We start from the raw sequence: 24,377 nt of genomic DNA, 5'->3' as shown, positions 1-24,377 counted from the left end.
GCCGCTGTGACGATGGCGGTATGACTTCGGGGGAACGTCTCGACTTTTCGGGTCTGGACGGCGCGGCCGCGCTCACACAGCTCTACGACACCCACGCCCGCGACTTGCACGGCGACATCGTCCGCGGGGTCGACGTGCCGACCGCTGACGAGGTGACCGTCGAGACCTTCCTGGTCGCCTGGGACCGGCGGGCCGACTATCGGCCCGAGCAAGAGCGGGCCAAGGCGTGGCTCCTCGAGATCGCGACGGACCTCATCCGCGCGCGCGGATATTCGTACGACGGACCGGCGAGCGCCGAGGTGCCGCCCATGTCCGACGACGTCTTTCGCGCTGGTCGCGACCGGCTGGCCGCGGCCCAAGAGGCCATGTTCGTCAGACTCCCGGCGGCCGGGGCGACCAGTGAGCGGCGCGTTCCCCGGACCCCTTGGCTGATCGGTGCCGTCGCCATGCTCATCGTCGCCATCGGTGCCGTCGTGCTCCTGCGCGGCGAGTCGAATGATCCCGTCGCCGAGCCGCCAAGGCAGCGGGGAGTCATCAAGGCTGTCGGCGGCCTGCCCGCGATGCCCGCCCACCCGGTCAACGCGGCGGGCGACCTGGCGACCGACGTGCCCGACCCGGTCCTGACGCCGGGGCAGTACCTCTACGTGCGGATCGTCACCAAGCGGCGAGTGTCCGGGCGACCCGAGACCGACTCGGTCGCCGAGACGTGGTGGCCTGCCCAGGTGGGTCAGCCGACGATGATGCGGTACACCGAATCCGGCAAGGAGCCGGAGGTGACTCATGGGATGCGGCGGGAGCGGTCCGAGGTGGGCCTGCTGGAACCGACGCCCGCGGAGGCGTACGAGGGCCTGCGCGCCCGGCTTGGCGAGGCGCCGGACGCGGCGGCGCAGGCACGGGACGAGCTCCTGGCGCCGTTGCTGCGCAACCCCTTCATCACCACACCGGAGCGCGACCTGCGCCTCACCACGCTCGGATATGTGCCCGACGTCGACCTTCGGCCGGATCAGCGGCTGGCAGACGGCACCCGCGCGACCCTGCTCAGCGGGGCCAAGTACGGCGACGAGGCTTGGGTCGACTGCTACTTCGACTCGGCAACGGGTCACCTGCGGGAGACGCGGTGGCACATCGAGTCCAGCAGGCGGCTTCCCGGGCCGGGTGAGGACTCGACGAATTCGATCGCCAGGCCCGTCGTCGTCCCGAGCATCGGTGCCGTGCCATAGCTTGACTCGGAACGCCCAGGCACCCTGCGGGCAAGTACGGGTGTGACGATGGCGAGCATGACCCCGAGCGACCACCCCGACCTGGCGGGCCCAGGTGGGGCGGCCGCACTTACGCGGCTCTACGACAGCTACGCGCGGGAGATTCACCGCTACCTGGCCCGGCGGCTCGACACCGCCACGGCGGACGACCTGGTGGCCCAGACGTTCCTTATCGCGTGGGAACAGCGCGGCGACTACCGGCGCGACCGGGCGAGTGCCCGCGCGTGGCTGTACGGCATCGCGACCAACCTCTTCCGCAGACACGCGCGTTCGGAAGTCCGCGCCCTGCGGGCGATGGAGCGCCAGGGCGTGGCCTCCCACTCCGATCCGACCGCCCTGGTGGCGGGCCGCATCGATGCGGCGCGCGAAGCCCAGAGGATCGCGGGGGCGATCGCCGGGCTGCGCGACGAGGAGCGGGACGTGCTGCTGCTCGTGGCCTGGGCCGACCTCGGGCCCACCGAGGTCGCCGACGCGCTGGGTGTCAAGGTCGCCACCGTCCGAACCCGGCTCCACCGCGCCCGCACGGCCCTGCGCGGGCACCTGAGCAAGGAGGACTCCGATGTCTGACGACGACCTGCTGCGTGGCTTCCGTTCCGATGTCCCCGAGATGACCGACGCCTCGTTCGCCGCCGGGCGGGCGCGGCTGACGGCGGCCATCGGGCCCGGAAAGCCTGTGCTGTCAACGGTTTCCCACGACCAGCCGGTGGTGATCCCGCTGCCGACCGAGCACCGCAGTCCGCCGACACGGCGGGCGGCGCCATGGTTGGTCGCCGCGGCCGCGGTGGCCGTAGTGGGGGTCGGTGCGGTGATGGTGATGCGCGCGCCGGACGGCGTGGTCGGGGTCGGTGGGCAGCCGACGACCACCTCCACGTCGGTCGCGCCAGGCTCCTCACCCGTGAATCCCGCGGGCGACCTCGCCGCCGCCGCCTCGGACGTTGAGGTTCCCGCCGGGAAGTACCGCTACGTGAAGATGGTGACCACCCAGGCGAAGTCGGCCACCGGGGCGGGCGGCTCGATGGTCGACGAGCACTGGGCACCAGGGACACCCGGCCAGGACTGGCTGCACCGCAAGGCGTCACAAGGTGGGATCCAGGGCGGGAACGAGAACAACAGGCCTACCGAAGAGCGTGGGACCGCGGACGAGATCGGCGTGTACGAGCTCGACGCGCTCGCGGCGCTGCCGTCCGATCCCGCTGTGCTTTACCGGGACACCCAAACCGCCAAGGGGGACCGCGCCGCCGATCACCTGGTCGGGCTGTTGCGGTCCAGCTGGGCCACCGCCCCCCAGCGGGCGGTGTTGCTGGGGGCGCTCGGCTACTTCTCCGAGATCGGGGTACTGCCCGACCAGGTCACCGCTGACGGGCGAGCCGCGACCGCGGTGACCTGGCGGACCAATCAGGAGATCCGACACGACCTGCTCATAGACCCGGCCAATGCCCGGGTGATCGGCTACCGCAACGTGGCCATGGCGGCGTTCAACGGATTCACCAAGGACCAGGAGTTCATGGTCGCGGTGTTCACCGACGCTGTGGTTCCGGTTATCGGGGACCGTCCGTAGCTGACCCGCGGTGTCGGGGGTGATGCCCCTGACACCGCGGTCAGCGCAACACGGACAGGTTGTTCATCGCCGAGCCGAGGTCGGGCACGATCCTGATCTGCATCCCGTCGGGCACCTCACCGCAGTCCGGCGGGATGAGCGCCTTGGTGAATCCGAGCCGCATCGCCTCGGCCAGCCGGGCGCGCACGCCACTGACCCGACGGACCTCCCCGGCCAGACCGACCTCACCGAGCACCACGAGATCGGCCGGGAGAGCGACGTCCCGGGCCGCGGTGGCCACCGACAGCGCGATGGCCAGGTCGGCCGCGGGCTCGGTGATCTTCATGCCGCCGACCGTCGCCGTATAGACGTCGGAGTCGCCGAGTTTGATGCCGCCGCGGCGCTCAAGAACCGCCAGGACCATCGCCACCCGGGCGGAGTCCAGGCCACTGACCGCCCGGCGCGGGGTGCCCAGCGGCGACTTGGCGACCAGGGCCTGCAGTTCGCCCGGCAGCGCTCGCTTCCCATCCACGGCGACCGTGACGGCGGTGCCCGCGACGCCGACGTCGCGCTTGTTCAGGAACAGGCCGGACGGGTCCGTGACACCGACGATGCCGCTGTCGACCAGTTCAAAGCAGCCCACCTCGTCGGCCGGGCCGAAGCGGTTTTTGATCCCGCGCAGCATCCGCAGGGTGGAGTGGCGGTCGCCCTCGAAGTGCAGGACGACGTCCACGAGGTGTTCGAGCACGCGGGGGCCCGCGATGGACCCGTCCTTGGTGACGTGGCCGACCAGCAGGACCGGCAGGCCGCGCTCCTTGGCCAGCGAGACCAGCGCCGCCGTGACCGCGCGGACCTGGGTGACCCCGCCGGGCGTGCCGTCGACCTCCGGTGAGGCCATGGTCTGCACCGAGTCGACGACCAGCATCCCCGGCTTGACCGCGTCGACGTGCCCGAGCAGCGCCGAGATGTCGTTCTCGGCGGCGAGGAACATCGAGGCGTGGACGTTGCCGGTGCGCTCGGCGCGCAGCCGCACCTGGCCCGCCGACTCCTCGCCGGTGACGTACAGGGTCGGGCCGTACTCGCCGTCGCGGGCGGCCCAGCGGTAGGCGACCTCCAACAACAGGGTCGACTTGCCCACACCCGGCTCGCCCGCCAGCAGCACCACCGCACCGGGCACGAGCCCGCCGCCGAGGACGCGGTCGAGCTCGGACACACCGGTCTTGCGGGCCTTCGCGGACTCGACGTCGACCTCGGCGATCGGCCGGGCCGGGACGCTGGGGAGCCCCGCGCTGATCTTCGTCAGCGCGGCGCGGGGGACGCCGACTTCCGACAGCGTTCCCCACGCCTGGCACTCCGGGCAGCGCCCGAGCCACTTGGCGACGCCGTGGCCGCACTCGGCACAGCGGTAACTCGGCTTAGCGGGTTTGGCCACGCGGTCACGCTAGCGCCGCGCGCCGACAAAACCGGGTCAGTGGTCCCCGGACTCACCGCGCGGGCTCGACGGCTGGCCGATCGGCAGCTCGACGGTGATCGTCCCCGCCTTCGCGAAGACGAACGTCACCGGGATGAGCCTGCCCGGGTGCAGCTTCTCCTTGAGGCCCGCGAGGACGATCTGGAGCTTGCCGACCGCCTTGGCGGCGCTGGTCGCGGCCGCGCTCGTCGGCGCGGCGCTCGTGGTCGCCGGGTGCGCGGCGTCCGAGGTGGTCGGGTGCGCCGAACCGGACGTCGTCGGGTGCGCCGAGTCTGTGGTCGGGTGCGCCGAGGAGGAGGTCTCGCCGTGCTCGGCGGCCTTGGCCTCCTCGCCGGGCTTGCCGACGGCCAGGGCCGCGGTGCCGGGGACGGCCTTGTCGCCTTCGAGCTTGACCTCGGCGGCGAACGGGCTGCTCACCTCGAGCAGCTCGTCGTCGGCCGCGGCGGTGTTGATGATGCTGAGGATCAGCGGGGCGTCGGCACCCGCGGCGTAGAAGCCCTCGTGCGGGAACGCCAGCTTGGCGTCGCGGACGGCGATCGGACCGGCCTGGCCCGTCGCGCCGCTGACAGCCGGCAATTGGGAATCGGTCTGCGTGATCTGGCCTGCCGAGCACCCGGCGGCACCCAGAACTGCGGTCAGCGCGAGTCCCGACGCGGCCGTGGCCAAGCGCAGCCGTCCGGTCGAGTTCTGCTGTGCACGACTCACGAGAGCTCCTGCGTCTGCTGCGGACATTCCACCTATCGAGCGGAAGCGTAGCCCGCGCAAGGAATCGGGCACGCGTGTGGTCGGCCACTACGGATCAAGCGCGATCACAATCACGTCCACAGTGGATCAATTGTGAGCAGTACGAGTGTCTTCGGAATTAGGGGCTGAGTACACCAAGAGAGCACTTGTCAACCCCCGCCCGCACCATCATGTGGCCGCTGACCTGCGGAGACGGTTACGCCTCCCCTCTCGTCGACAAGGCAGCACGTGTTAAGATGACTACAGCGAAAGGGGCAGAGGACACATGGTTTTCAAGGTCGGAGAGACCGTCGTCTACCCGCACCACGGTGCCGCACTCATCGAAGCGATCGAGACCCGCGTGATCAAGGGCGAGGAAAAGCAGTACCTCGTCCTCAAAGTCGCGCAGGGTGACCTCACGGTACGCGTCCCCGCAGACAACGCCGAGATCGTCGGCGTGCGGGATGTCGTGGGCCAGGAGGGCCTCAATCGAGTCTTCGACGTGCTGCGGGCGCCTCACACCGAAGAGCCGACCAACTGGTCGCGTCGGTACAAGGCCAACCTTGAGAAGCTCGCCTCCGGCGATGTGAACAAGGTTGCCGAAGTGGTGCGAGACCTCTGGCGGCGTGAGAAGGATCGAGGCCTTTCCGCAGGTGAGAAGCGGATGTTGGCCAAGGCTCGTCAGATACTGGTCAGCGAGTTGGCGCTGGCCGAAGGCACCGACGAAGACAAGGCTGAGGTTCTGCTCGACGAGGTCCTGTCAACCGCAACTGTCTGATTTGCACGTCCCGACCGGGCAGCTCGGCGGAGACCTGGCCCGATTGAGATGTGCATGACATCCCCTGGGATCGCCGTCCGGAGCCGGGCATGAGCACTGTGGCGCTCGTGCCCGCCGCCGGACGTGGCGAGCGGCTCGGCTTCGGTATGCCGAAGGCGTTCGTCCCGGTCCGAGGGACAGCTCTCCTCGCACATGCCGTGCGCGGCCTGCTTGACGCGGGTTGCGTGCGGCATGTCGTCGTTGCGGCCCCTCCCGCCGAGGTCGCCGCGACTCGCCTGTTGCTCGAGGCCGCGGGGCTGCCCGCGCTCGTCGTGGCCGGTGGAGCCGACCGCACGGCCTCGGTCGGGCTGGCGCTGAGACACGCGCTACAGGTGATCCCGGACACCCGGGTCGTGCTGGTCCACGACGCGGCGCGGGCCTTCACTCCGGCGTCGGTCATCCAGGCCGTCGTCACCGCCGTCGAGGCGGGCGCGCGGGCGGTGATCCCGGTTCTGCCGATGGCCGACACGGTCAAACAGGTCGACGCCGCGGGCGCCGTCCTGGCCACCCCGGACCGCGCCTGCCTGCGGGTCGTGCAGACCCCGCAGGGCTTCGACGCCGCGACTTTGGTGGCGGCGTACGCGCTGGCCGACTCCGCTACCGACGACGCGGGGCTGGTCGAAAAGCTCGGGATCGCGGTCACCACGGTCCCCGGACACCCTTATGCGATGAAAGTCACAACCCCGTTCGACCTCGCGATCGCCGAGGCCGTGTTGGCCGCCCAGGAGGGCCAGTGAGAGTCGGTATCGGCACCGACGTCCACCCGATCGAAGCCGGCCGCCCCTGCTGGGTCGCCGGCTTGCTGTGGGACGGCGTCGACGGCTGCGAGGGCCACTCCGACGGCGACGTAGCCGCCCACGCCCTGTGCGACGCGCTGCTGTCGGCCGCGGGCCTGGGCGACCTGGGCGCGGTCTTCGGCACCGGCGACCCCCGTTGGGCGGGCGCGTCGGGGATCACCTTGCTCGCCGAGGTCCGCCGACTGCTGGACGCGGATGGCTGGCGGGTCGAGAACGCGGCAGTGCAGGTGATCGGGAACGCCCCCAAGATCGGCAAGCGCCGAACCGAAGCCCAGGAGACCCTGTCGGCGGCCGTCGGCGGCCCGGTGTCGGTTTCGGGCACGACGACGGACGGCTTGGGCCTGACCGGCCGCGGCGAGGGCATCGCCGCCGTCGCCACCGCCCTGATCACGCAACGCGCCTGACTCGCGCTTTCTCTCCACGTGGCCGCTTCCGGGTGGACACTGGGCGGACGGAAGCTGTGAGGAGCCGTCATGGCGCTACGGATGAAGCACCATCTGGGTGCGGCGATGTCAGACCTGCGCTACGAACCCGTGCCGTTCCGGACCCGGGCCCGCCTTGCCGACTCGGTCGTGGTCGACACCTGGACGGCGATGCTGGTGTGGGAGCCCCGGCGGATCGTCCCGGTGTACGCGGTGCCGCTCGTCGACATCCGTGGCCACGTGGTCCCACGGAGCCGCAGCCACCGGCGCCCGACTTGGCGGGCCTCCCGCCGATGCTGGGCCCGAGCGACTTCGGCATCCACACCTGCCCCGGGATGGTCGTCGACCTCGAAGTGGACGGGGTGACCCTGCCCCAGGCCGGTTTCGTCCCGGTGGACCAAGACCTCGCAGGCATGGTGATCCTCGACTTCGGCGCCTTCGACTCGTGGTGGGCCGAGGAGCAGGAGACGGTCGGCCACGCACACGACCCGTTCAAGCGCATCGAGGTCCTCACCAGCTCACGCCTCGTGGAGGTGTCGCACGCGGGCGTCCTGCTCGCCGCGGGTGCGCGCCCGAAGCTGCTGCTGGAGACCCACCTGCCGCCGCGCTGGTACTTCCCGCCGGAGCACGTCGAGCTGAGCCTCCTGACCCCGAGCGAGACGAGGTCGACCTGCGCCTACAAGGGCCACGCGTCGTACTACTCGCTGGTGGGCGGCAGCCCGGCGGGCGCGGACATCGCCTGGCACTATCCCGACCCGCTCCACGACGCCGAACAGGTCCGCGACCACATCTGCTTCTGGGCCGAACGCACCGACCTGGTGATCGACGGCCAACCACACCGCCGCCCGGTGACCCCGTGGTCACGACCAGAGGAACAGACGGCCGCCGACCCGGACACCCTCGAATTCGGCTGACCTACCGCGGCCCCACCCCAGCCGCGCGCCACCCACGCGACTCCACCTGACCGCAGTCCCAGCTCAGCCGCCCGCCACCCACGCGACTCCACCTGACCGCCGGCCCACCGGACCCAACCGACAAGCAGCCGCACCCGAACCGACTGACCGCCGCAGCCGGCCAACGAGCATCTTTCACAAACAAACCGCCCCCACCAGCACAAACCCCCACCCGCCCTGGGGGGCTGCCCTTGGCCGGTGTAGGGCGGCGGAAAGGGGGTTGGCGGCGGGGCTGTGGATAACTGGCGGGCGCTGTGGATCCAATGGGCTAAGTTGGTCGCCGTGGCCATCCGTGGCGTGCTGCTCGACTACTCCGGCACCTTGTTCCGTCTGGAACCCGGTGCCGCGTGGGTCGACGGGCTGGTGGGGCATGACGGGGCCGCTCTCGACCAGATCGCGCGGGATTCCTTGCTGGTGAGTCTCACCGCGCCGGTCGGGCCGTCCGCGCATCTCCCGCCCGAGTTCCGCGCGGACTGGGCGCGCCGCGACCTTGATTCCGACGTCCACCGCTCGGTCTCCATCGCGGCGTTGCGGGCCGCCGGGCTCGATATCGGCCCCGGGGTGGCCGAGACCCTCTACGAGCGCGTTCGCGAGCCGCGCTCCTGGGTTCCCTACCCGGATACAGCCGACGCGCTGCGGATTCTCCAAGGCGCGGGGATTCCGGTCGCCGTCGGCGGCAATATCGCGTGGGATGTGCGTGGGGCATTCGAGGCGCGCGGAATCGCCGAACTGGTCGACGAATACGTCCTCTCCTACGCCGAGGGCGTGGTCAAGCCCGACCCGAAGATCTTCCTGTTGGCCTGCGACCGCCTCGGTGTCGAACCGGACTGGGCGCTGATGATCGGCGACAGCGTCGAGGCCGACGGGGCCGCCGCCACGCTCGGCTGTCGGTTCGAGCGGGTGGAGCCGCGGCCGACCCAGGCGCGCCCCGACGCGCTGATCAGCGCGTTGCGATCATGCGGGATCGCGGGCTGACCGTCAGGTCGCCCCCGCAATAGCCGTACCATTTCCCGGTAAGAATTGATTTCCCTCAGGAGAATGCCGTGTCCCTGCACATCTTCGACAGCGCCACCCGCGGTCAGCGTGAGTTCACGCCGCTGAAGGACGGGGCCGCGTCGATCTACGTGTGTGGGGCGACGGTCCAGGGAATCCCGCACATCGGCCACGTCCGCAGCGGCCTGAACTTCGACGTGCTGCGCCGCTGGCTGACCCACACCGGCCACGACGTGACGCTGGTCCGCAACGTCACCGACATCGAGGACAAGATCCTCGCGAAGGCCGCCGCCGCGGGCAGGCCGTGGTGGGAGTGGGCGGCGACGCACGAGCGGGCCTTCGACGAGGCCTACGGCGTGCTCGGCTGCCTGCCGCCGACGATCCAGCCGCGCGCCACCGGGCACATCACCCAGATGGTCGAACTCATGCAGCGGCTGATCGACGCGGGCCACGCGTACGCGGCGGGTGGCGACGTCTACTTCTCGGTGCCCTCATACCCCGCTTACGGCGAGCTGTCGGGGCACAAGCTCGACGACTGGAACCAGGGCGAGTCCGCGTCGACCACCAAGCGCGACCACCACGACTTCACGCTGTGGAAGAGCGCGAAGCCCGGTGAGCCGTCGTGGCCGTCGCCGTGGGGCCCCGGCCGCCCCGGCTGGCACCTGGAGTGCTCGGCGATGGCGTCGATGTACCTGGGCCCGGAGTTCGACATCCACGGCGGCGGCATCGACCTGGTGTTCCCGCACCACGAGAACGAGCAGGCCCAGTCGCGCGCGGCCGGTGACGGGTTCTCGCGGTACTGGATGCACAACGCGTGGGTCACCATGAGCGGCGAGAAGATGTCGAAGTCGCTGGGCAATGTGGTGTCGATCCCCGAGATGATCAACCGGGTCCGGCCGCAGGAACTGCGCTACTACCTGGTCGGCCCGCACTACCGGTCGATGATCGAGTACTCCGAGGCGGCGCTCGAGGAGTCGGTGCGCGCGTACCAGCGCGTAGAATCATTCCTGCGCAAGATCACCCAGCGCACCGGGGTCGTGGGCATCGCCGAGCCGAACGCCGAGTTCGTCGCCGCGATGAACGCCGACCTGGCCACTCCGGCCGCCCTCGCGGCGGTGCACAACGCCGTGCGCGTCGGCAACACCGCGCTCGACGACGGCGACGACAGCGCCGCCCGTGAGGCGGCCGCCGCGGTGCGCGGGATGACCGAGGTCCTCGGCCTTGACCCGCTGTCCGAGCGGTGGAGCGACAGCTCCACTGTGGACACCGGGTTGCGTTCAGCGGTGGCCGCGCTGGTAGAGGACTTGCTCGAAGAGCGTCAGCGAGCACGGGCGAACAAGGACTTCGCCCTCGCCGACGCGATCCGAGACCGCCTGCTCAACGCGGGCGTCGCCGTCGAGGACACCCCCGGCGGTCCGTTGTGGACAGTTAAGGACTGACGTGGCAGGCAATTCCAAACGCCAAGGCGCGATGCGCAAGCCGGGCTCCAAGAAGGGCCCGGTCGTCGGCTCCGGCGGTCAGCGACGCAAGGGGTTGGAGGGCAAGGGCCCGACGCCCAAGGCCGAGGAGCGCCCCGGCCATCACGCGTACCGCAAGGCGAACGCCTCGGCCAAGCGTGAGCAGCGCTCGAAGGACAAGCCCACCAGCGAGCTGGTGGCGGGCCGCAACCCGGTCGTGGAGTGCCTGCGCGCCCAGATCCCGGCGACGGCGCTGTACGTGGCGATCGGCATCGACACCGACGACCGGGTCGCCGACGCCGTGCGCATGGCCGCCGACCGGGGCATCTCGGTGCTGGAGGTCTCGCGCCCGGAGCTCGACCGGCTGACCGGCATGGCGATGCACCAGGGCCTGGGTCTGCAGGTCCCGCCGTTCGAGTACGCCCACCCCGACGACCTGCTCGAGGCAGCGCGGTCCACCGACGAGCCGCCGCTGATCGTGGCGCTCGACGGCGTCACCGACCCCCGCAACCTCGGCGCGGTCATCCGCTCCGCGGCGGCATTCGGCGCGAACGGGGTGCTGCTCCCGCAGCGCCGCAGCGCGGGCATCACCGCCGTCGCGTGGCGCACCAGCGCGGGCACGGCGGCGAAGATCCCGGTCGCCATCGCCACCAACCTCACCCGTGAGCTGCGGGCGCTGGCGAGCCAGGGCCTGATGATCATCGGGTTGGACGCCGACGGCTCGATGGAACTCGACGACCTGCACCTGGCCACGTCGCCGCTGGTCGTGGTGGTCGGCTCCGAGGGCCGGGGCCTGTCGCGCCTGGTCAAGGAGGCCTGCGACGCGACGATCTCGATCCCGATGTCGGCGGGCGTGGAGTCGCTCAACGCCTCCGTCGCCGCCGGTGTCGTGCTCGCCGAGGTCGCCCGCCGCCGTCGGGCCGCGGGCCGCGTCTGACTTACGTCGCAGCCGGGATCAGGTGAGAACGCTCACCGGGTCCCGGCTTCCGACTGCCGGTTCCCGCCGGTCGGCTAGGGTCGCTGGCGTCGTGGGGTCGAGGGGGCCAAGGGATGTCGTTCGCCAGTCCGTTGTTCCTGTGGTTCTTCACGCCCGTGGTCCTGGCGACTGTCCTGCTCTCCCCCAGGCACTGGCGCAACGGGGTCGTCGCCGGGGCGAGCCTGCTGTTCTACGCGGCGGGCGCGGGTCCGACGACGCTGCTGCTGCTCGCCTGCATGGTGGTCAACTTCGCCGCCGGGCACTACCTCGAACCCGATGAGCAGGACACCAACCGCAAGCGGCGGCGCAGGCTGCTCTTCGGTGTCGTCGGGTTCGACGTCGCGGTGCTGGTGGTGTGGAAGTACGCGGGGTTCGCGACCGAGCAGCTGGCCGGGTTCGCCCGCCTGCTCGGCGGCGACTTCCCGGTCGTGCACCTGCTGCTGCCGATCGGCATCTCGTTCTACACGTTCCACCACATCTCTTACGTGGTCGACATCTACCGCGGCGAACGCCCGGCGCTGCGCAAGCCGGTCGCGTTCGTCACCTACATCGCGATGTTCCCGCAGCTGGTGGCCGGGCCGATCGTGCGGTACCGGGAGATCGCCGACCAGCTCCCCCAGCCGCGCACCCACCGGCTCGACGACGTGGCGTCCGGGTTCCCGCGGTTCGCCTTGGGGCTGTGCAAGAAAGTCATCATCGCCGACTCGCTGAGCCCGCTCGTCGAGCAGTGCTTCGCCACCCCCGCCGACCAGATGACCTTCGCCGTGGCGTGGCTGGGCGCGATCACGTACACCTTGCAGCTGTATTTCGACTTCTCCGGGTACTCGGACATGGCGATCGGGCTGGGCCGGATGCTCGGCTTCCGGCTGCCGGAGAACTTCGCCCGGCCGTACTCGTCGGTCACGATCACGGAGTTCTGGCGCCGCTGGCACATGTCGCTGTCGCGCTGGTTCCGCGACTACGTCTACATCCCCTTGGGCGGCAACCGTTCCGGCGCGGCGAAGACGTACCGGAACCTCTGCATCGTCTTCGTGCTGACCGGCCTGTGGCACGGCGCGAACTGGACGTTCCTGGTGTGGGGCATGTTCCACGGCGCCCTGCTGATCATCGAACGCGGCTACGGCCTCGACCGCGCCCCCACCGACCCCCTGCGCCGCGTCGGCCGCCGAGCCCTGACGGTCGCGCTGGTGGTGTTCGGCTGGGTGTTCTTCCGCGCGGCCGACCTCGGGCAGGCGCTGGTGATGATCGGCCACATGCTGCTGCCGGACTTCTCCGGCCTCACCGACGAGGTGGACGCGGCGCTGGGCAACCAGGTCCTGGTGGTGCTGCTGGTGGCCCTGGCGATCCTGTTCATGCCCGCGTCACCGGTCACCGGCCCGATGCTGGAGTCCTCCCGCGGCCGCACGGCGACAGTGCTGCGTGCGGTGGTCATGGGACCGGGCCTCCTGTGGGCCACGATCTTGGTCGCCACGGGCACGTTCAGCCCGTTTTTGTATTACCAGTTCTAGGGCCGCGACGGCTGACACCATGCCCCCATGGCGATCAACGACTGGTGGGCGGGCGACGGCGCCGAACGGTATTGGATGGAAATCACCGTTCGCGACGACCTTGGCGTAGACCTCAACGCGCCGACGCTGAACGCGGCGGGTCGCGAAGAGTGGGGCTACACGCTGGTGACGGAGACCCGGCCTGGGGACGTTGTCCTGCACTGGCACGCGACTCTGCTCGGCTACCCCGCCCTCGTGGGCTGGTCGACCGTGACCGGCCCGCTCTCCATCGAGGACAACTACTCGTGGTTGGCACGCGGTACCCGAGGTCGAAACCGTGGCGTCGCGACAACCGGACAGGGCTGGCGGATGCCGTGCGCCGAGTTCAAGCGACTGGCACGGCCGGTCGGTGGACAGCGGCTCGCCGAAGTCGAACCACGATTGCGGGAGGTTCACCGCGAACTCTCCGAACGTGTCCGAGGGTCGCTCTACTTTCCGTTCGTCTTCTATCGGCCGGGCCAAATCCGGGCCGCGCAGACCTACCTGACCAAGTTTCCGGCCGCCCTGCTCCCGGTCTTCGCCGAGTTGGACGGGATGGCACCCACGGAATCCCCCGGCGGCTCGCGTCGCGTGCAAGACAGCAAACTGCGGCGCGCCATCGAACAACACGCGGTTCGCGAAGTCACGCGCTACTACCTCGATCGTGGTGCGACGCATGTCGAGGAACTCGGCAAGCCATATGACTTGAGGGTCGTCGGTCTCGGCCCGGAGCGGCACGTCGAGGTGAAGGGCAGTTCGCGGGACGCACTGGCGGTCGAGTTGACCGTCAACGAGGTCGCGCACGCGCACAACCACCGGCCCACCGATCTCGTCGTGGTCGACCGGATCAGCGTCCGGCGGCTGGACAACGGCGAGTACGCGACGACTGGCGGAAACCTCCGCGTGTGGACCGACTGGGCTCCCGACGAGCGCCGACTCGCTCCGACCAAGTACAGCTACACGCTGGACTCGCCGACGGGTACTTGATTGGTTCTGCTCACTCCACTGAGCATTCCGGGTCACAGAATGGGCCGGTCACCCGTTCGGATACTCCGGGTACGTGCGATCCTCACTTCGCGCGATGGACGGAGGGGTTGTGGACTGGCGGGCAATTCTCGACGACTTCAGCGCGCACTGGCACGTCTATGTGTCCATGCCGTTCATCGCGGCGATCATCGGGTACATCACCAAGCGCGCGGCCATCGAGATGATGTTCAAGCCGCTGGAGTTCGTCGGGGTCGGCTACCTCGGCTGGCAGGGTGTCATCCCCCGCAACTCGCATCGGATGGCTTCCACCGCGATGGAGTTGATGACGACCAACCTGATCGATCCGAAGGAGATCTTCGCCCGGCTCGACCCGAAGAAGGTCACCGAGGAACTGCGGGAACCCATCTCCCGCGCGGTGGACGAGATCACCCGTGAGCTGCTCGCCCAGTACCAGCCCAACCTGTGGGAGCTGATGCCGCAGCAGGCGCAGCGGCTCGTGTTGTCGCGGGTGCAGGCGGAGGCGCCGCGGATCGTCGAGAAGTTGATGCGGGAGCTGGCCGCCAACATCGAGGACGTGCTCGACGTCAAGGACATGGCGGTGCGCAACCTGGTGCGCGACAAGGCCATGCTCAACCGGCTGATTCGCGACACCGCGCAGCCGGAGATGCGGTTCATCGCGATGTCGGGCATCTACTTCGGATTCATCATCGGGCTGGTCCAGCTCGTCGCCTGGGCGTTGACCAAGAACCCGTGGATCATGCCGATCTTCGGCGGGCTCACCGGGTGGCTGACCGACTGGCTCGCGCTCAAAATGATCTTCTTCCCGCGGCAGCCGAAGAAGTTCTTCGGCGTCGGCTGGCAGGGCATGTTCCAGAAGCGCCGGATGGAGGTCGCCCACGACTACGGCGACCTGATCGCCAAGGAGATCATGACGGTCCGCAACGTCATGGAGGCCGTGCTGACCGGCCCCAAGTCGGACCGGCTCTACGCGATGATCCAACGCGAGGTCCAGCGCTCGATCGACACCCAGACCAGCATCGCCAAGCCGTTCGTGGTGGCCGCGGTGGGCTCACGCAAGTACCAGGAGATGAAGCACGAGGCCGCCCGCAAGGCGATCGAGCGCATCCCGGACACGCTGCGGCACGTCGAGGACTACGCGACCGACGCCCTCGACATCCGCAACACGATCATCAAGCAGATCCAGCAGCTGACCCCGATCCAGTACGAGGGCCTGCTGCGGCCCGCGTTCAAACAGGACGAGTGGAAGCTGATCGCGGTCGGCGCGATCATCGGGTTCCTCGTGGGTGAACTGCAGGTCCTGCTGGTGCTGCATTAATCTACCGACAGGTAGATAAGGGAGGGCGTCCTGATCCTCGACGATTTCGCCGCCCACTGGCCGGTGTACGTGTCGATGCCGTTCATCGCGGCGATCATCGGCTACATCACCAAGCGCGCCGCCATCGAGATGATGTTCCGCCCCCTGCGCTTCGTGGGCATCTGGGATCCGTTCCTGGGCTGGCAGGGCGTGGTCCCGCGCAACTCCGCACGGATGATCCGGACGTCGGCGCAGCTGATCACCGGCAAGCTCATCGACCCGCAGGAGATCGCCGACCGGCTTGACCCGGACGAGGTGGCCCGGCAGATCCAGGGCCCGCTGCTGATGACGATCGACGAGATCGCCCGCGACGTCATGGAGCGCTACCACCCGCAGCTGTGGGAGATGCTGCCCGTGCTGGCCCAGGACCTGATCATCAAGCAGGTCCAGGCGGGCGCGCCGGTCATGGTCCGCAAGATCATGCACGAGATCCGCACCAACATCGGCGAGGTCCTCGACGTCGAACAGGTCGCGGTGAACGCCCTGGAGCGAGACAAGGAGCTGCTGGTCCGGCTCACCCGCGACATCTCGCGCCCGGAGATGTCGTTCATCGCCCGCTGCGGCATCTACTTCGGCTTCGCGCTCGGCGTGGTGCAGACGTTCGTGTGGGCGCTGACGCGCGAGCCGCTGATTCTGCCGATCTTCGGCGCGACCATCGGCTGGATCACCGACTGGCTGGCCATCAAGCTGGTGTTCTTCCCCCGCGAACGCCGCCGCATCCTGGGCGTCTTCCCATTCCAGGGCGTCTTCCAGCGCCGCAGGCTCGAAGTCGCGCGCCAGTACGGCGACCTGGTGGCCCGCGAGGTCATGACCGTCCCGAACATCATCGACGGCATCCTGCGCGGCCCGAAGTCCGACCGGCTGCTCACGATGATCCAGCGAATCGTGCAGAAGACCGTCGACGAGCAGGCCAGCATCGCCAAGCCGTTCGTCGCCGTCGCCGTGGGCACGCGCCGCTTCCAGGAGATGAAGCACGCCGCCGCCGACAAGGCCATGACCTATCTCGACCACACCGCGATGCAAGCCGAGCCGTACGCGAGCAGGGCCCTCGACATCGGCAACACCATCGCGGAGAAGATGAACCGCCTCACCCGCGAGGAATACGAGGGCCTGTTGCGTCCCGCGTTCCGCCAGGACGAGTGGAAATTGATCGCCGTGGGCGCGGCCATCGGCGCCTTGGTCGGCGAACTGCAGGTGCTGTTGCTACTGGGCTAGCTGGCGGCGCGAGCGGCTGATTCCCCAGCAGACCAGGTAGATCAAGAACGAGATCGCCGTGACGAACGCGCTCACCGGAGCCCCCGGTGCCAGCGAAAGCACAATCCCGCCAACGGCCGAGACGACAGCGAACAGCACCGAAAGCAGCGTCGCCCGCAGCGGACTGGCCGTCACCCGACACGCCGCGGCCGCGGGCGTGACCATCAGCGCCAACACCAGCAGCGACCCCACGGTACGAACACCCAGCGCGGTGGCGACACCGACCAGCACCGCGAACACCAGCGCCAGCATCGTCGTCGGCACCCCGCGAGCCTGGGCGACAGCCGGGTCGACGCTCGCGAACAGGAGCGGCCGGTAGATCACCGCGAGCACCGCGAACACCCCGACCGCGCAGCCGATCAGCAGCGTGAGGCTGGCGAAGTCCTGGCCGACGATCTGACCGGTGAGCAGCCCGAACTTGTTCGACGACCGTCCCTTGTAGAGCCACAGCATCAGCACGCCGAGGCCGAGCCCGAAGGCGAGCACGACCCCGATCACCGAGTCGTAGTCGGAACTGCGGCGCGACAGCAGACCCAGGACCAGCGCGGCGACGATGGCCCCGGCCAGCGCGCCGCCGCCGGTGTCCCAGCCGAGCAGCAGGGCGGCCGCGCCGCCGGTCAGGGCGAGTTCGCTGGTGCCGTGCACGGAGAACGCCATGTTCCGGCTGACGATCAGCGGACCGAGCACCCCGGCGAGCAGGCCGAGCACGAGCGCGGCGAACAGGGCGGCGACGACGAAGTCGTAGCGGAGCAGCTCGGCGGTCAGCCCGAAGTCGAAGAACTTGTCCATCAGTGCTCCGCGTGGTGGTGCGGGGTGTCCTCGCACAGGTCGCTGTGGGCGCCGATGACGTGGATCTGGCCACCGACGCGCACGACCTCGACCTTGGTGCCGTAGAGCTCGGTGAGCGTCCGAGAGGTCATGACCTCCTCGGGCGAGCCGACCCGGAAGCGGCCCTCGACGAGGTACAGCACTCGGTCGACCAGGGGCAGGATCGGGTTGATCTCGTGGGTCACGAACAGCACCGCGGTGCCCGCGGCCCGCCTGCGCTCGTCGATCAGCTTGCTGACGGCTGCCTGGTTCGCGAGGTCGAGCGACAGGAGTGGCTCATCGCAGAGCAGCACCCGCGGGTCGTTGACCAGCGCCTGGGCGACGCGCAGCCGCTGCTGCTCACCGCCGGAGAGGAGCCCGACCGGCCGGTCGCCGAACGCGGTGGCCCCGACCTCGGCCAGCGCATGGTCGACCTTGCGGGCGCGCTCGCCGCGGCCCGCGAAGCCGATGCCCCAGCGGTGGCCGTCGAGACCCAGGCCGATCAGGTCGCGTCCGCGCAGCGCGAGCGTCGGGTCGAGCGCGCGCTGCTGCGGGATGTAGCCGATGCGCCGGTTGCCCTTGCCGGGCGCGGCGCCCGCGACCCGGACGGTTCCGCTGGAGAGTTTCTGCAGCCCGAGCAGGACCCGCATGAGACTGGTCTTCCCGGACCCGTTGGGGCCCAGGACGGCGATGAACTCGCCGGGTCGCACGTCGAGGTCCAGGCCGTCCCACAGCACGCGGTCGCCATAGGACAGCCGTGCCCCGGACATGGAGACGACACTGGCCACGCCGTCCGGTAAGGACGGCGTGGCCGTGCGCGCGCTGCGATCTACGGTCATGCCTTCGCCAGGGCTCCCGCGAGTGAGTCGACCTGCTTCGTCATCCAGTCAAGGTAGTCGGTGACACCCTCGGGGAGGCTCTCGGTCATGGTCACGATCGGAATTCCGGCGGCCGTGGCCTTGTCCTTGATGGACTTGGTCACCGGGGTCTCGGTCTGCTCGTTGTAGATCAGCGCGGCGACCTGCTTGCCGGTGACCAGTGCCTCGGTCTCCGCGATGGCGGCGGCCGGCGGGTCGGTCTCCTCCTCGACGGCCTCGACGAAGGCCTCGGGCGTGGCGTCGGTCAGGCCCGCGTGCGCCAGCAGCAGCCCGGCGACGGGCTCGGTGGCGGCGACCTTCGTGCCGGGCTTGGCCGCGCCGATGGCCTCGGCCTTCTTCTCGAGTTCCTCGAGCTTGCCGCCGAAGGCGGTGGCGTTCGCGGTGAACTTGTCCTTGTGTTCCGGCGCGATGGCGCCCAGTTCCGCTGCGAGCTTCTCCGCGACCCCGTGGACGGTCTCGAAGTCGTACCAGACGTGCTCGTTGGCGTGGTCGTGCTCGCCCTCGGCGGACTTGGTCTCAACGGGCTTGGTCTCGGCGGGCTTGGTTTCAGCGGGCTGGGTCTCCGAGGGCGCGTGCTCGTCCTTGTGCTGCAACTCGACCGCGACGATCTTGCGCAGGTCGCCGCCCGCGTTGCTCGCCAGGCCGGCGAAGAAGTCGTCGTAGCCGCCGCCGTTGGAGAGGGCGAGCTTGGCGTCTTTGAAGGCCGCCGCGTCGGCGGGCTTGGCCTCGTAGCCGTGCGGGTCGCCGGTGCTGCCGCTGATGATCGACCGCACCGACACCAGGTCGCCGCCCACGGCCCGGACGACGCTCGCCCACACCTCGGTCGAGGTGACCACCGAGACCTTGCCCTGCTCAGCGGCGGGCGGGTTGGTGGTCGTCGAGCAGGCCGACACGCCCACGAGGGCGAGTGCCGCCAGCCCGGCCACGACCGTGACGGACCGTGAGGGAGAGAAGGTCATCGGGAGCACTCCTGTGGGCTATCGGTGAGTACGACGACAATGGAAACCGTTGTCGATTCGCAGCATACGTCACCACATTCCCGCTTGAACACCCGAGCGGGTGACGCTGTGGACAGGTGGGCACGGAGGCCGGACTTCTGCAATTGGTTCTGAACCGTTACGGTCAGCCCATGGCGCGGTCTATGCATGTGCGACGACCAGCGACGCTGGCGTCGCTGGCAGCGGAACTCGGGGTGTCCCGCACCACGGTGTCCAATGCCTACAACCGGCCCGATCAGCTCTCCCCAGAGCTGCGGCGCCGAGTCCTGGAGACCGCTCGGCGGCTCGGATACCCCGGGCCCGACCCAGTGGCCCGGTCCCTGCGGACCCGCAAGGCGGGCGCCGTGGGACTCCTGCTCACCGAGAACCTCTCCTATGCCTTCCGCGACCCCGCGGCGCTGGGCTTCCTGGAGGGCCTGGCCTTGGCCTGCGAGGGCGCGGGCCAAGGGCTGCACCTCGTCCCGGTCAACCCGGAACGCGAGGACGTCGCGGCCGTGCACCGCGCGGGCGTCGACGGCTTCGTGGTCTATTCGGTGCCGGACGACGACCCGCACCTGGCGGCGGTCCTGTCCCGGCCGGTGCCCACCGTCGTGGCCGACCAGCCCACGGTGGACGGCGTCGACCGCGTCGGCATCGACGACCGTGGCGCGATCATGGGCCTGGCCCAGCAGCTGATCACCCTCGGCCACCGCAAGGTCGGCGTGATCTGCATGCGCCTGGCCCGCGACCGCAACGACGGCTTCGCCCCGGTCGAGCGGCAGAAGTCCGCGCACTTCCACGTCCAGCGCACGCGCCTGGCAGGCCTGTCCGAGGCGTTCAGCAAGGTCGGCGTCGACTGGAACCGCGTCCCCGTCGTCGAACGCTTCGACCACAGCACCGCCAGCGGCGCCTCGGCCGCGGCGCAGCTGCTCGACGCCGACCGCGACGTCACGGCCCTGATCTGCACCTCCGACATCCTGGCCCTCGGCGCCCTGACCGAGGCCAAGCGGCGCGGGCTGCGGGTGCCGCAGGACCTGACGATCACCGGCTTCGACGGCATCGCCGAAGGCGAGCGGCTCGGCCTGACGACCGTCCGGCAGCCGGTGCTGGAGAAGGGCAAGGCCGCCGGGAAGCTGCTGCTGGCCTCCCCCGACCCGACCCGGCCGCGGGAGATCACCCTCCCGACCGAGCTGATCATGGGCACGACGTCGGCCGCGCCGCGCAACACCGAGGAGCGCTGGTTCGGCCCCTGAGTCTCCGTGGTTCAGCGAGGCGTGAGGACCAGTGGGACCGCGGGTCCGACCAGGCCGCCCAGTTTCGGTGTCACCGCGTAGGTGCCCGCCGGGACCGCGGACCGCTTCGAGGGGCAGCCCGGGGCCGAGGTGCGGCCCGCCCAGCTCACGTCGTACTGCTTGCGCTCACCGGGCTGCAGGATCGTCGGCTCGGGGCCCTTGGGTGAGTAGCAGTCGTTGCTCGACCAGATCCGGGTGGCCCCGTCCGGCGTGGTGATCAACAGCTCCCGCAGCTCGTGTCCCAGGTCGCGGGTACAGGGCACGGCACCGGAGTTGACCACCACGAGGCTCAGCTTCGGCCGCTGTCCGACCTGATACGACGGCGCACCCAGCTCGACGGTGACGATCGTCGCGGCGTCCGGGCACGGCTGGTTGGGGTCCGGCGGCGGCGCGGGCGGCGGCGCCGGGCTCTGCACCGCGGCCGAACTGGTCGGCGCCGCGGTCGACGAGGACGCGGGCGGGCTCGACACGGTGGACGGCGGGGCGCTGGCCGGAACCTGCACCGCGGCTCCCTGAACCTGCGGTTCCTCATCCGACCCGACCAGCCCACTGATGAGCCACACGAGCAGGATGACGCCGAGCACTGCCCCGGCGACGGCGAGAGCTCGTCTGCGCAGGTAGACGGCGCGAGGGTCGGCTTCGGGTGGGTCGATCATCGCCAAAACGGTAACGCCGCCGCTACCAGCCGCCACGGATTCGCGGTGACCCGATCGGGGTGTGTCGCAGCGAACAGACTCCACTATCAGTGAGATTCGTCTATTCACCCTTGTCCGGGAGGTGGGAGGGACGTTCCAATCACTGGGCACACGCTCCACCTGACCTGGAGGTTTCCATGGCCGCCATCGACGACCTGCTCCAGCGCCATCTGGATGGGCCCGATCACGGTGCCCCGAACATCCTCACGCCCGTGCCCAGCCTGCACCTGGCGGTCGTGACCTGCATGGACGCTCGGATCAAGGTGTTCGACGTCTTCGGGCTCAAGCACGGCGAGGTCCACATCCTGCGCAACGCAGGCGGAATCGTCACCGACGACATGATCCGGTCGCTGTCGATCAGCCAGCGCAGGCTCCAGACCAAGGAGGTGATCGTCATGCAGCACACCCTCTGTGGCCTGATGACGATCACCGAGGACGAGTTCAAAGATGAACTCGAACAGGACACCGGCCTCCGCCCGCCCTGGGCTGTCGAGTCGTTCCGTGAGGTCAAGGACAGCGTGCGCCAGTCCGTCGAGCGGGTCCGCCGCAGCCCCTTCCTGCTCCACCGGGACGCGGTGCGCGGCTTCGTCTACGACGTCAACAACGCCGCCCTCACCGAGGTCGACTAACTTCGGCGGACGATGGACGTCCAAGCCGTAGTCGACTGGTTCGACGCCAACGCCCGCGATCTCGCCTGGCGCGCCCCCGGCACCACCGGGTGGGGCGTGCTGGTCAGCGAGATCATGCTGCAGCAGACCCCCGTGGCCAGGGTCGAGCCGATCTGGCTGACCTGGATGGCCCGCTGGCCCGTGCCCTCCGCGCTCGCCGCGGAGAGCCAGGGCGAGGTGGTCCGTGCCTGGGGCAAGCTCGGCTACCCCCGCCGTGCGCTGCGGCTGCACGCGGCCGCGGGAGTGATCGCGGCGGACCACGGCGACGTGGTGCCCGCCGACGTGGACACCCTGCTCGCGCTGCCCGGCATCGGCGCCTACACCGCCCGCGCGGTGGCCGCGTTCGCCTACGGCCTGCGCGCGCCGGTGGTCGACACCAACGTCCGCCGGGTCGTCGCCCGGTCGGTTCACGGCGCGGGTGAGGCGGGGCCGCCGTCGACGACCCGGGACCTGGCCGACGTCGACGCCCTGCTGCCCGCCGACCACGCCACGGCGGCGCGCGCGTCGGCCGCGTTGATGGAACTGGGCGCCGTCGTCTGCACGGCCCGTTCACCCCGCTGTGTGGATTGTCCGGTGCTGTCCACCTGCGCCTGGCAGCGGGCGGGCCGCCCGGCCTACACCGGCCCTTCCAAGGCTCCGCAACGGTTCGCGGGCACCGACCGGCAGGTGCGGGGGCTGCTCCTCGACGTGCTGCGGGGGTCGGCCGAGCCCGCCGCCAAGTCGCGCTTGGACCTGGTTTGGGCTGACAGTGGTCAACGAGACCGGTGCCTCGACTCGCTGTTGGTCGACGGCCTGGTCGAGCAGACCGCTGATGGACTGTTCGCGCTACCCGGCGAACATTGACCCTGGGAGGTCGAGTTGGCACTCACCCGCCGCGACCTGATCCGAACCGGTGCGACCCTGGGACTGACCGGTTCCGCCCTGTCCGTGACCACGTTCACCGCCGCCGCCGAAACCAACCCGAAGGTCTGGACGACCGCCGAATGGGCGGCCCGCCCGCCGAAAGAGTCGATCGAGGTACTCAAGCGGACACCCGCGTACATCGTCGTGCACCACACGGCGACGAAGAACAGCGAGGACCTGAGCAAGGAGCAGGCTTTCAAGCTGTCGCGGGCGATCCAGAACTACCACATGGACAGTCGCGGGTGGATCGACACCGGCCAGCAGTTCACCAACAGCCGGGGCGGGCACCTGACCGAGGGGCGGCACCGCAGCCTCGAGATCGTCCGCGACGGCGCGCACCACGTCCGGGGCGCCCATGTGGCCAACCGCAACAGCGAGGTCATCGGCATCGAGAACGAGGGCACCTACACCACCGTCGACATGCCTCCGGCGCAGTGGAACGCGCTGGTCGACCTGGTCACCTTCATCGCCCGGCAGTACAAGATCAAGCCGTCCGAGATCTGTGGACACCGCGATTTCGCCAACACCCAGTGCCCCGGCGACTTGCTTTATAAGCGGCTGCCGGAACTGCGCAAGGTCGTCGGCGAACGGCTCGCGGTGCCGGTCACCCAGCCCAAGAGCTGGCCGCTGCTGCGACCTGGTGACACGGGGCCTCGCGTGCTGGCCGCCCAACACCTGCTGCGGGACCGAGGTGAGCGCGACGTCCCGACAGACGGCGTCTTCGGCTCGTCGACGTTCGCCGCGATGAGCCGCTTCGCGCGAAGCGCCGGGTTGCCCGACGAGCCCTGCTACGCCACCGCGGTCGCCGACGAGAGCGGCCTGATCGGCGCCGCCGCGTGGCCGCTGCTGATCCGGCAGGTCGACCCGCATGGCGACAGCGACGCGGCGAAGGCGGCCCGTGCGCTGTCGGCGGGTGGGACGGTCGTCGAGACGCAGGACTGGCGGATGCTGCTCGAGGGGTAGCCGGCACGATCTCGGCCATGGCGCAGGGTGTCGTGTTGACGTTCGATCCGAAGGCCGACGGCCAGGTCCGGGACCTGTGGGCGAAGCTGGACGCGGCCGGGCTGCCGACCGAGCGGAAGTTTCCGCCGCACCTGACGCTGGCGATGGCCACGGACATCCCGGCTCGCACCCGCGCCGCCCTGAAGAGTGATCTTCGGATGCTGGCCGTGCCCAACATCGGGCTCGAAGCGCTGTCGACGTTCTCCTCGACGGAGAACGTCCTGATGCTCGCCGCGGTGACCGACGGCGAGCTGCTGGCGGTGCACTCGGCGGTGCACGACGTGCTCGCCGGCCGGGTCCGCAACCCGAGCGCCTACTACCTGCCGGGCGCGTGGATGGCGCACTGCACCCTGGCCCAAGGCGTCACGCGGGAGCAGATGGTCGCGGGGTTCGACGCCCTGTTCCCGGTCACGCCGATCCGGGTGCGCGCCCGGCAGATCGCGGTACTGGACACCACGAACGACGAGATCGACGTCTTGGTCGACCTCTAACAGTTCCGCCTCCCCGGAATTTTGAGTGTTGGTTGCGCCCCCGGGAACCATGCGATTGGTCGGTCACCGTGGTCAGGCGCCGTCACGGTCCCCTGGGCTCACGAACGATGTCTGTCG

26 protein-coding genes are annotated in these 24,377 nt (G+C 69.8%); 20 read left to right on the top strand and 6 right to left on the bottom strand.

What is annotated here, in order from left to right:
- Positions 1–20: 20 nt before the first annotated feature.
- Genes C8E96_RS10275 through C8E96_RS10265 form a run of 3 tightly spaced genes read left to right on the top strand, consistent with a single transcriptional unit; the run spans position 21 to position 2,817 of the window.
- Positions 21–1,220, top strand: a complete 1,200-nt coding sequence (locus C8E96_RS10275; RefSeq protein WP_091379766.1) for a sigma factor — start codon at positions 21–23, stop codon at positions 1,218–1,220.
- A gap of 57 nt (positions 1,221–1,277) precedes the next feature.
- Positions 1,278–1,826 carry an RNA polymerase sigma factor gene (locus tag C8E96_RS10270; RefSeq protein ID WP_228770076.1) on the top strand — a complete coding sequence of 183 codons (549 nt, stop codon included), beginning with the start codon at positions 1,278–1,280 and terminating at the stop codon, positions 1,824–1,826.
- Entirely contained in the window at positions 1,819–2,817 is a 999-nt protein-coding gene (locus C8E96_RS10265) for a hypothetical protein (RefSeq protein ID WP_091379771.1), read from the top strand. Before C8E96_RS10270 ends, C8E96_RS10265 begins: the two co-directional genes overlap by 8 nt.
- A gap of 40 nt (positions 2,818–2,857) precedes the next feature.
- Here the strand turns inward: C8E96_RS10265 and radA are convergent, their stop codons facing one another.
- Both radA and C8E96_RS33190 read right to left on the bottom strand, forming a co-directional pair.
- Complete coding sequence (gene radA / locus C8E96_RS10260; protein WP_091379775.1) at positions 2,858–4,228, bottom strand: DNA repair protein RadA; 1,371 nt, start codon at positions 4,226–4,228, stop codon at positions 2,858–2,860.
- 36 nt (positions 4,229–4,264) lie between these two features.
- Positions 4,265–4,972 carry a copper chaperone PCu(A)C gene (locus C8E96_RS33190; RefSeq protein WP_166657940.1) on the bottom strand — a complete coding sequence of 236 codons (708 nt, stop codon included), beginning with the start codon at positions 4,970–4,972 and terminating at the stop codon, positions 4,265–4,267.
- Between the two features lie 304 nt (positions 4,973–5,276).
- On the opposite strand from C8E96_RS33190, the gene C8E96_RS10250 reads away from it, so the two are divergent.
- From C8E96_RS10250 to C8E96_RS10200, 12 genes are all read left to right on the top strand, one after another.
- The gene (locus C8E96_RS10250) at positions 5,277–5,768 is read left to right on the top strand and encodes a CarD family transcriptional regulator (protein WP_091379778.1); all 492 of its coding nucleotides are present in this window, start codon (positions 5,277–5,279) and stop codon (positions 5,766–5,768) included.
- A gap of 89 nt (positions 5,769–5,857) precedes the next feature.
- Entirely contained in the window at positions 5,858–6,544 is a 687-nt protein-coding gene (ispD, locus tag C8E96_RS10245) for a 2-C-methyl-D-erythritol 4-phosphate cytidylyltransferase (RefSeq protein ID WP_091379781.1), read from the top strand.
- Positions 6,541–7,008: a 2-C-methyl-D-erythritol 2,4-cyclodiphosphate synthase gene (gene ispF, locus C8E96_RS10240; protein ID WP_091379784.1), complete on the top strand. Its 468-nt coding sequence runs from the start codon at positions 6,541–6,543 to the stop codon at positions 7,006–7,008. The genes ispD and ispF overlap by 4 nt, the downstream gene beginning before the upstream one ends.
- Positions 7,009–7,077: 69 nt before the next feature.
- Positions 7,078–7,392 (top strand): hypothetical protein, encoded by a 315-nt coding sequence (locus C8E96_RS33955; protein WP_228770077.1) that lies wholly within the window; start codon positions 7,078–7,080, stop codon positions 7,390–7,392.
- Positions 7,320–7,940, top strand: coding sequence for a DUF427 domain-containing protein (locus C8E96_RS10235; RefSeq protein WP_228770078.1), 621 nt, complete (start codon positions 7,320–7,322; stop codon positions 7,938–7,940). Before C8E96_RS33955 ends, C8E96_RS10235 begins: the two co-directional genes overlap by 73 nt.
- Before the next feature lie 321 nt (positions 7,941–8,261).
- Positions 8,262–8,954 carry an HAD family hydrolase gene (locus tag C8E96_RS10230; RefSeq protein WP_091379788.1) on the top strand — a complete coding sequence of 231 codons (693 nt, stop codon included), beginning with the start codon at positions 8,262–8,264 and terminating at the stop codon, positions 8,952–8,954.
- 68 nt (positions 8,955–9,022) lie between these two features.
- On the top strand, positions 9,023–10,411 hold the full coding sequence (gene cysS, locus C8E96_RS10225; RefSeq protein WP_091379793.1) for a cysteine--tRNA ligase: 1,389 nt from the start codon (positions 9,023–9,025) through the stop codon (positions 10,409–10,411).
- Position 10,412: 1 nt separating this feature from the next.
- Entirely contained in the window at positions 10,413–11,366 is a 954-nt protein-coding gene (rlmB, locus tag C8E96_RS10220; RefSeq protein ID WP_091379796.1) for a 23S rRNA (guanosine(2251)-2'-O)-methyltransferase RlmB, read from the top strand.
- Between the two features lie 113 nt (positions 11,367–11,479).
- Complete coding sequence (locus C8E96_RS10215; RefSeq protein WP_091379799.1) at positions 11,480–12,913, top strand: MBOAT family O-acyltransferase; 1,434 nt, start codon at positions 11,480–11,482, stop codon at positions 12,911–12,913.
- A gap of 27 nt (positions 12,914–12,940) precedes the next feature.
- Positions 12,941–13,918, top strand: coding sequence for a protein NO VEIN domain-containing protein (locus tag C8E96_RS10210; RefSeq protein ID WP_091379802.1), 978 nt, complete (start codon positions 12,941–12,943; stop codon positions 13,916–13,918).
- Between the two features lie 94 nt (positions 13,919–14,012).
- On the top strand, positions 14,013–15,254 hold the full coding sequence (locus tag C8E96_RS10205) for a DUF445 family protein (protein WP_228770079.1): 1,242 nt from the start codon (positions 14,013–14,015) through the stop codon (positions 15,252–15,254).
- A gap of 75 nt (positions 15,255–15,329) precedes the next feature.
- Positions 15,330–16,508: a DUF445 domain-containing protein gene (locus C8E96_RS10200; RefSeq protein ID WP_091380535.1), complete on the top strand. Its 1,179-nt coding sequence runs from the start codon at positions 15,330–15,332 to the stop codon at positions 16,506–16,508.
- On the opposite strand, the gene C8E96_RS10195 is transcribed toward C8E96_RS10200, so the two are convergent.
- The 3 genes from C8E96_RS10195 to C8E96_RS10185 all read right to left on the bottom strand — a co-directional run bounded on the left by C8E96_RS10195 (position 16,497) and on the right by C8E96_RS10185 (position 19,191).
- Complete coding sequence (locus C8E96_RS10195; RefSeq protein WP_091379807.1) at positions 16,497–17,336, bottom strand: metal ABC transporter permease; 840 nt, start codon at positions 17,334–17,336, stop codon at positions 16,497–16,499. The two genes, C8E96_RS10200 and C8E96_RS10195, sit on opposite strands and share 12 nt — an antisense overlap.
- Positions 17,336–18,124: a metal ABC transporter ATP-binding protein gene (locus C8E96_RS10190; protein ID WP_228770111.1), complete on the bottom strand. Its 789-nt coding sequence runs from the start codon at positions 18,122–18,124 to the stop codon at positions 17,336–17,338. Before C8E96_RS10190 ends, C8E96_RS10195 begins: the two co-directional genes overlap by 1 nt.
- 65 nt (positions 18,125–18,189) lie before the next feature.
- Positions 18,190–19,191: a metal ABC transporter solute-binding protein, Zn/Mn family gene (locus tag C8E96_RS10185; RefSeq protein ID WP_091379813.1), complete on the bottom strand. Its 1,002-nt coding sequence runs from the start codon at positions 19,189–19,191 to the stop codon at positions 18,190–18,192.
- A gap of 170 nt (positions 19,192–19,361) precedes the next feature.
- Here C8E96_RS10185 and C8E96_RS10180 point away from each other — a divergent pair, with 170 nt between their 5' ends.
- The gene (locus tag C8E96_RS10180; protein WP_091380537.1) at positions 19,362–20,462 is read left to right on the top strand and encodes a LacI family DNA-binding transcriptional regulator; all 1,101 of its coding nucleotides are present in this window, start codon (positions 19,362–19,364) and stop codon (positions 20,460–20,462) included.
- A gap of 11 nt (positions 20,463–20,473) precedes the next feature.
- On the opposite strand, the gene C8E96_RS10175 is transcribed toward C8E96_RS10180, so the two are convergent.
- Positions 20,474–21,157 (bottom strand): hypothetical protein, encoded by a 684-nt coding sequence (locus C8E96_RS10175; RefSeq protein ID WP_091379816.1) that lies wholly within the window; start codon positions 21,155–21,157, stop codon positions 20,474–20,476.
- A 176-nt stretch (positions 21,158–21,333) separates the two neighbouring features.
- Here C8E96_RS10175 and C8E96_RS10170 point away from each other — a divergent pair, with 176 nt between their 5' ends.
- The 4 genes from C8E96_RS10170 to C8E96_RS10155 are packed head-to-tail and all read left to right on the top strand — an operon-like array spanning position 21,334 to position 24,260.
- Positions 21,334–21,825 carry a beta-class carbonic anhydrase gene (locus C8E96_RS10170; protein ID WP_091379819.1) on the top strand — a complete coding sequence of 164 codons (492 nt, stop codon included), beginning with the start codon at positions 21,334–21,336 and terminating at the stop codon, positions 21,823–21,825.
- A 12-nt stretch (positions 21,826–21,837) separates the two neighbouring features.
- On the top strand, positions 21,838–22,707 hold the full coding sequence (locus tag C8E96_RS10165) for an HhH-GPD family protein (RefSeq protein ID WP_091379823.1): 870 nt from the start codon (positions 21,838–21,840) through the stop codon (positions 22,705–22,707).
- Positions 22,708–22,722: 15 nt separating this feature from the next.
- The gene (locus C8E96_RS10160; RefSeq protein ID WP_091379826.1) at positions 22,723–23,730 is read left to right on the top strand and encodes a peptidoglycan recognition protein family protein; all 1,008 of its coding nucleotides are present in this window, start codon (positions 22,723–22,725) and stop codon (positions 23,728–23,730) included.
- Positions 23,731–23,747: 17 nt separating this feature from the next.
- Positions 23,748–24,260 (top strand): 2'-5' RNA ligase family protein, encoded by a 513-nt coding sequence (locus tag C8E96_RS10155; RefSeq protein ID WP_091379829.1) that lies wholly within the window; start codon positions 23,748–23,750, stop codon positions 24,258–24,260.
- Positions 24,261–24,377 lie beyond the last annotated feature (117 nt).

This window comes from Actinokineospora alba (assembly GCF_004362515.1).
Lineage (GTDB): Bacteria > Actinomycetota > Actinomycetes > Mycobacteriales > Pseudonocardiaceae > Actinokineospora > Actinokineospora alba.
This window is presented reverse-complemented; position numbering and strand designations above follow the sequence as displayed.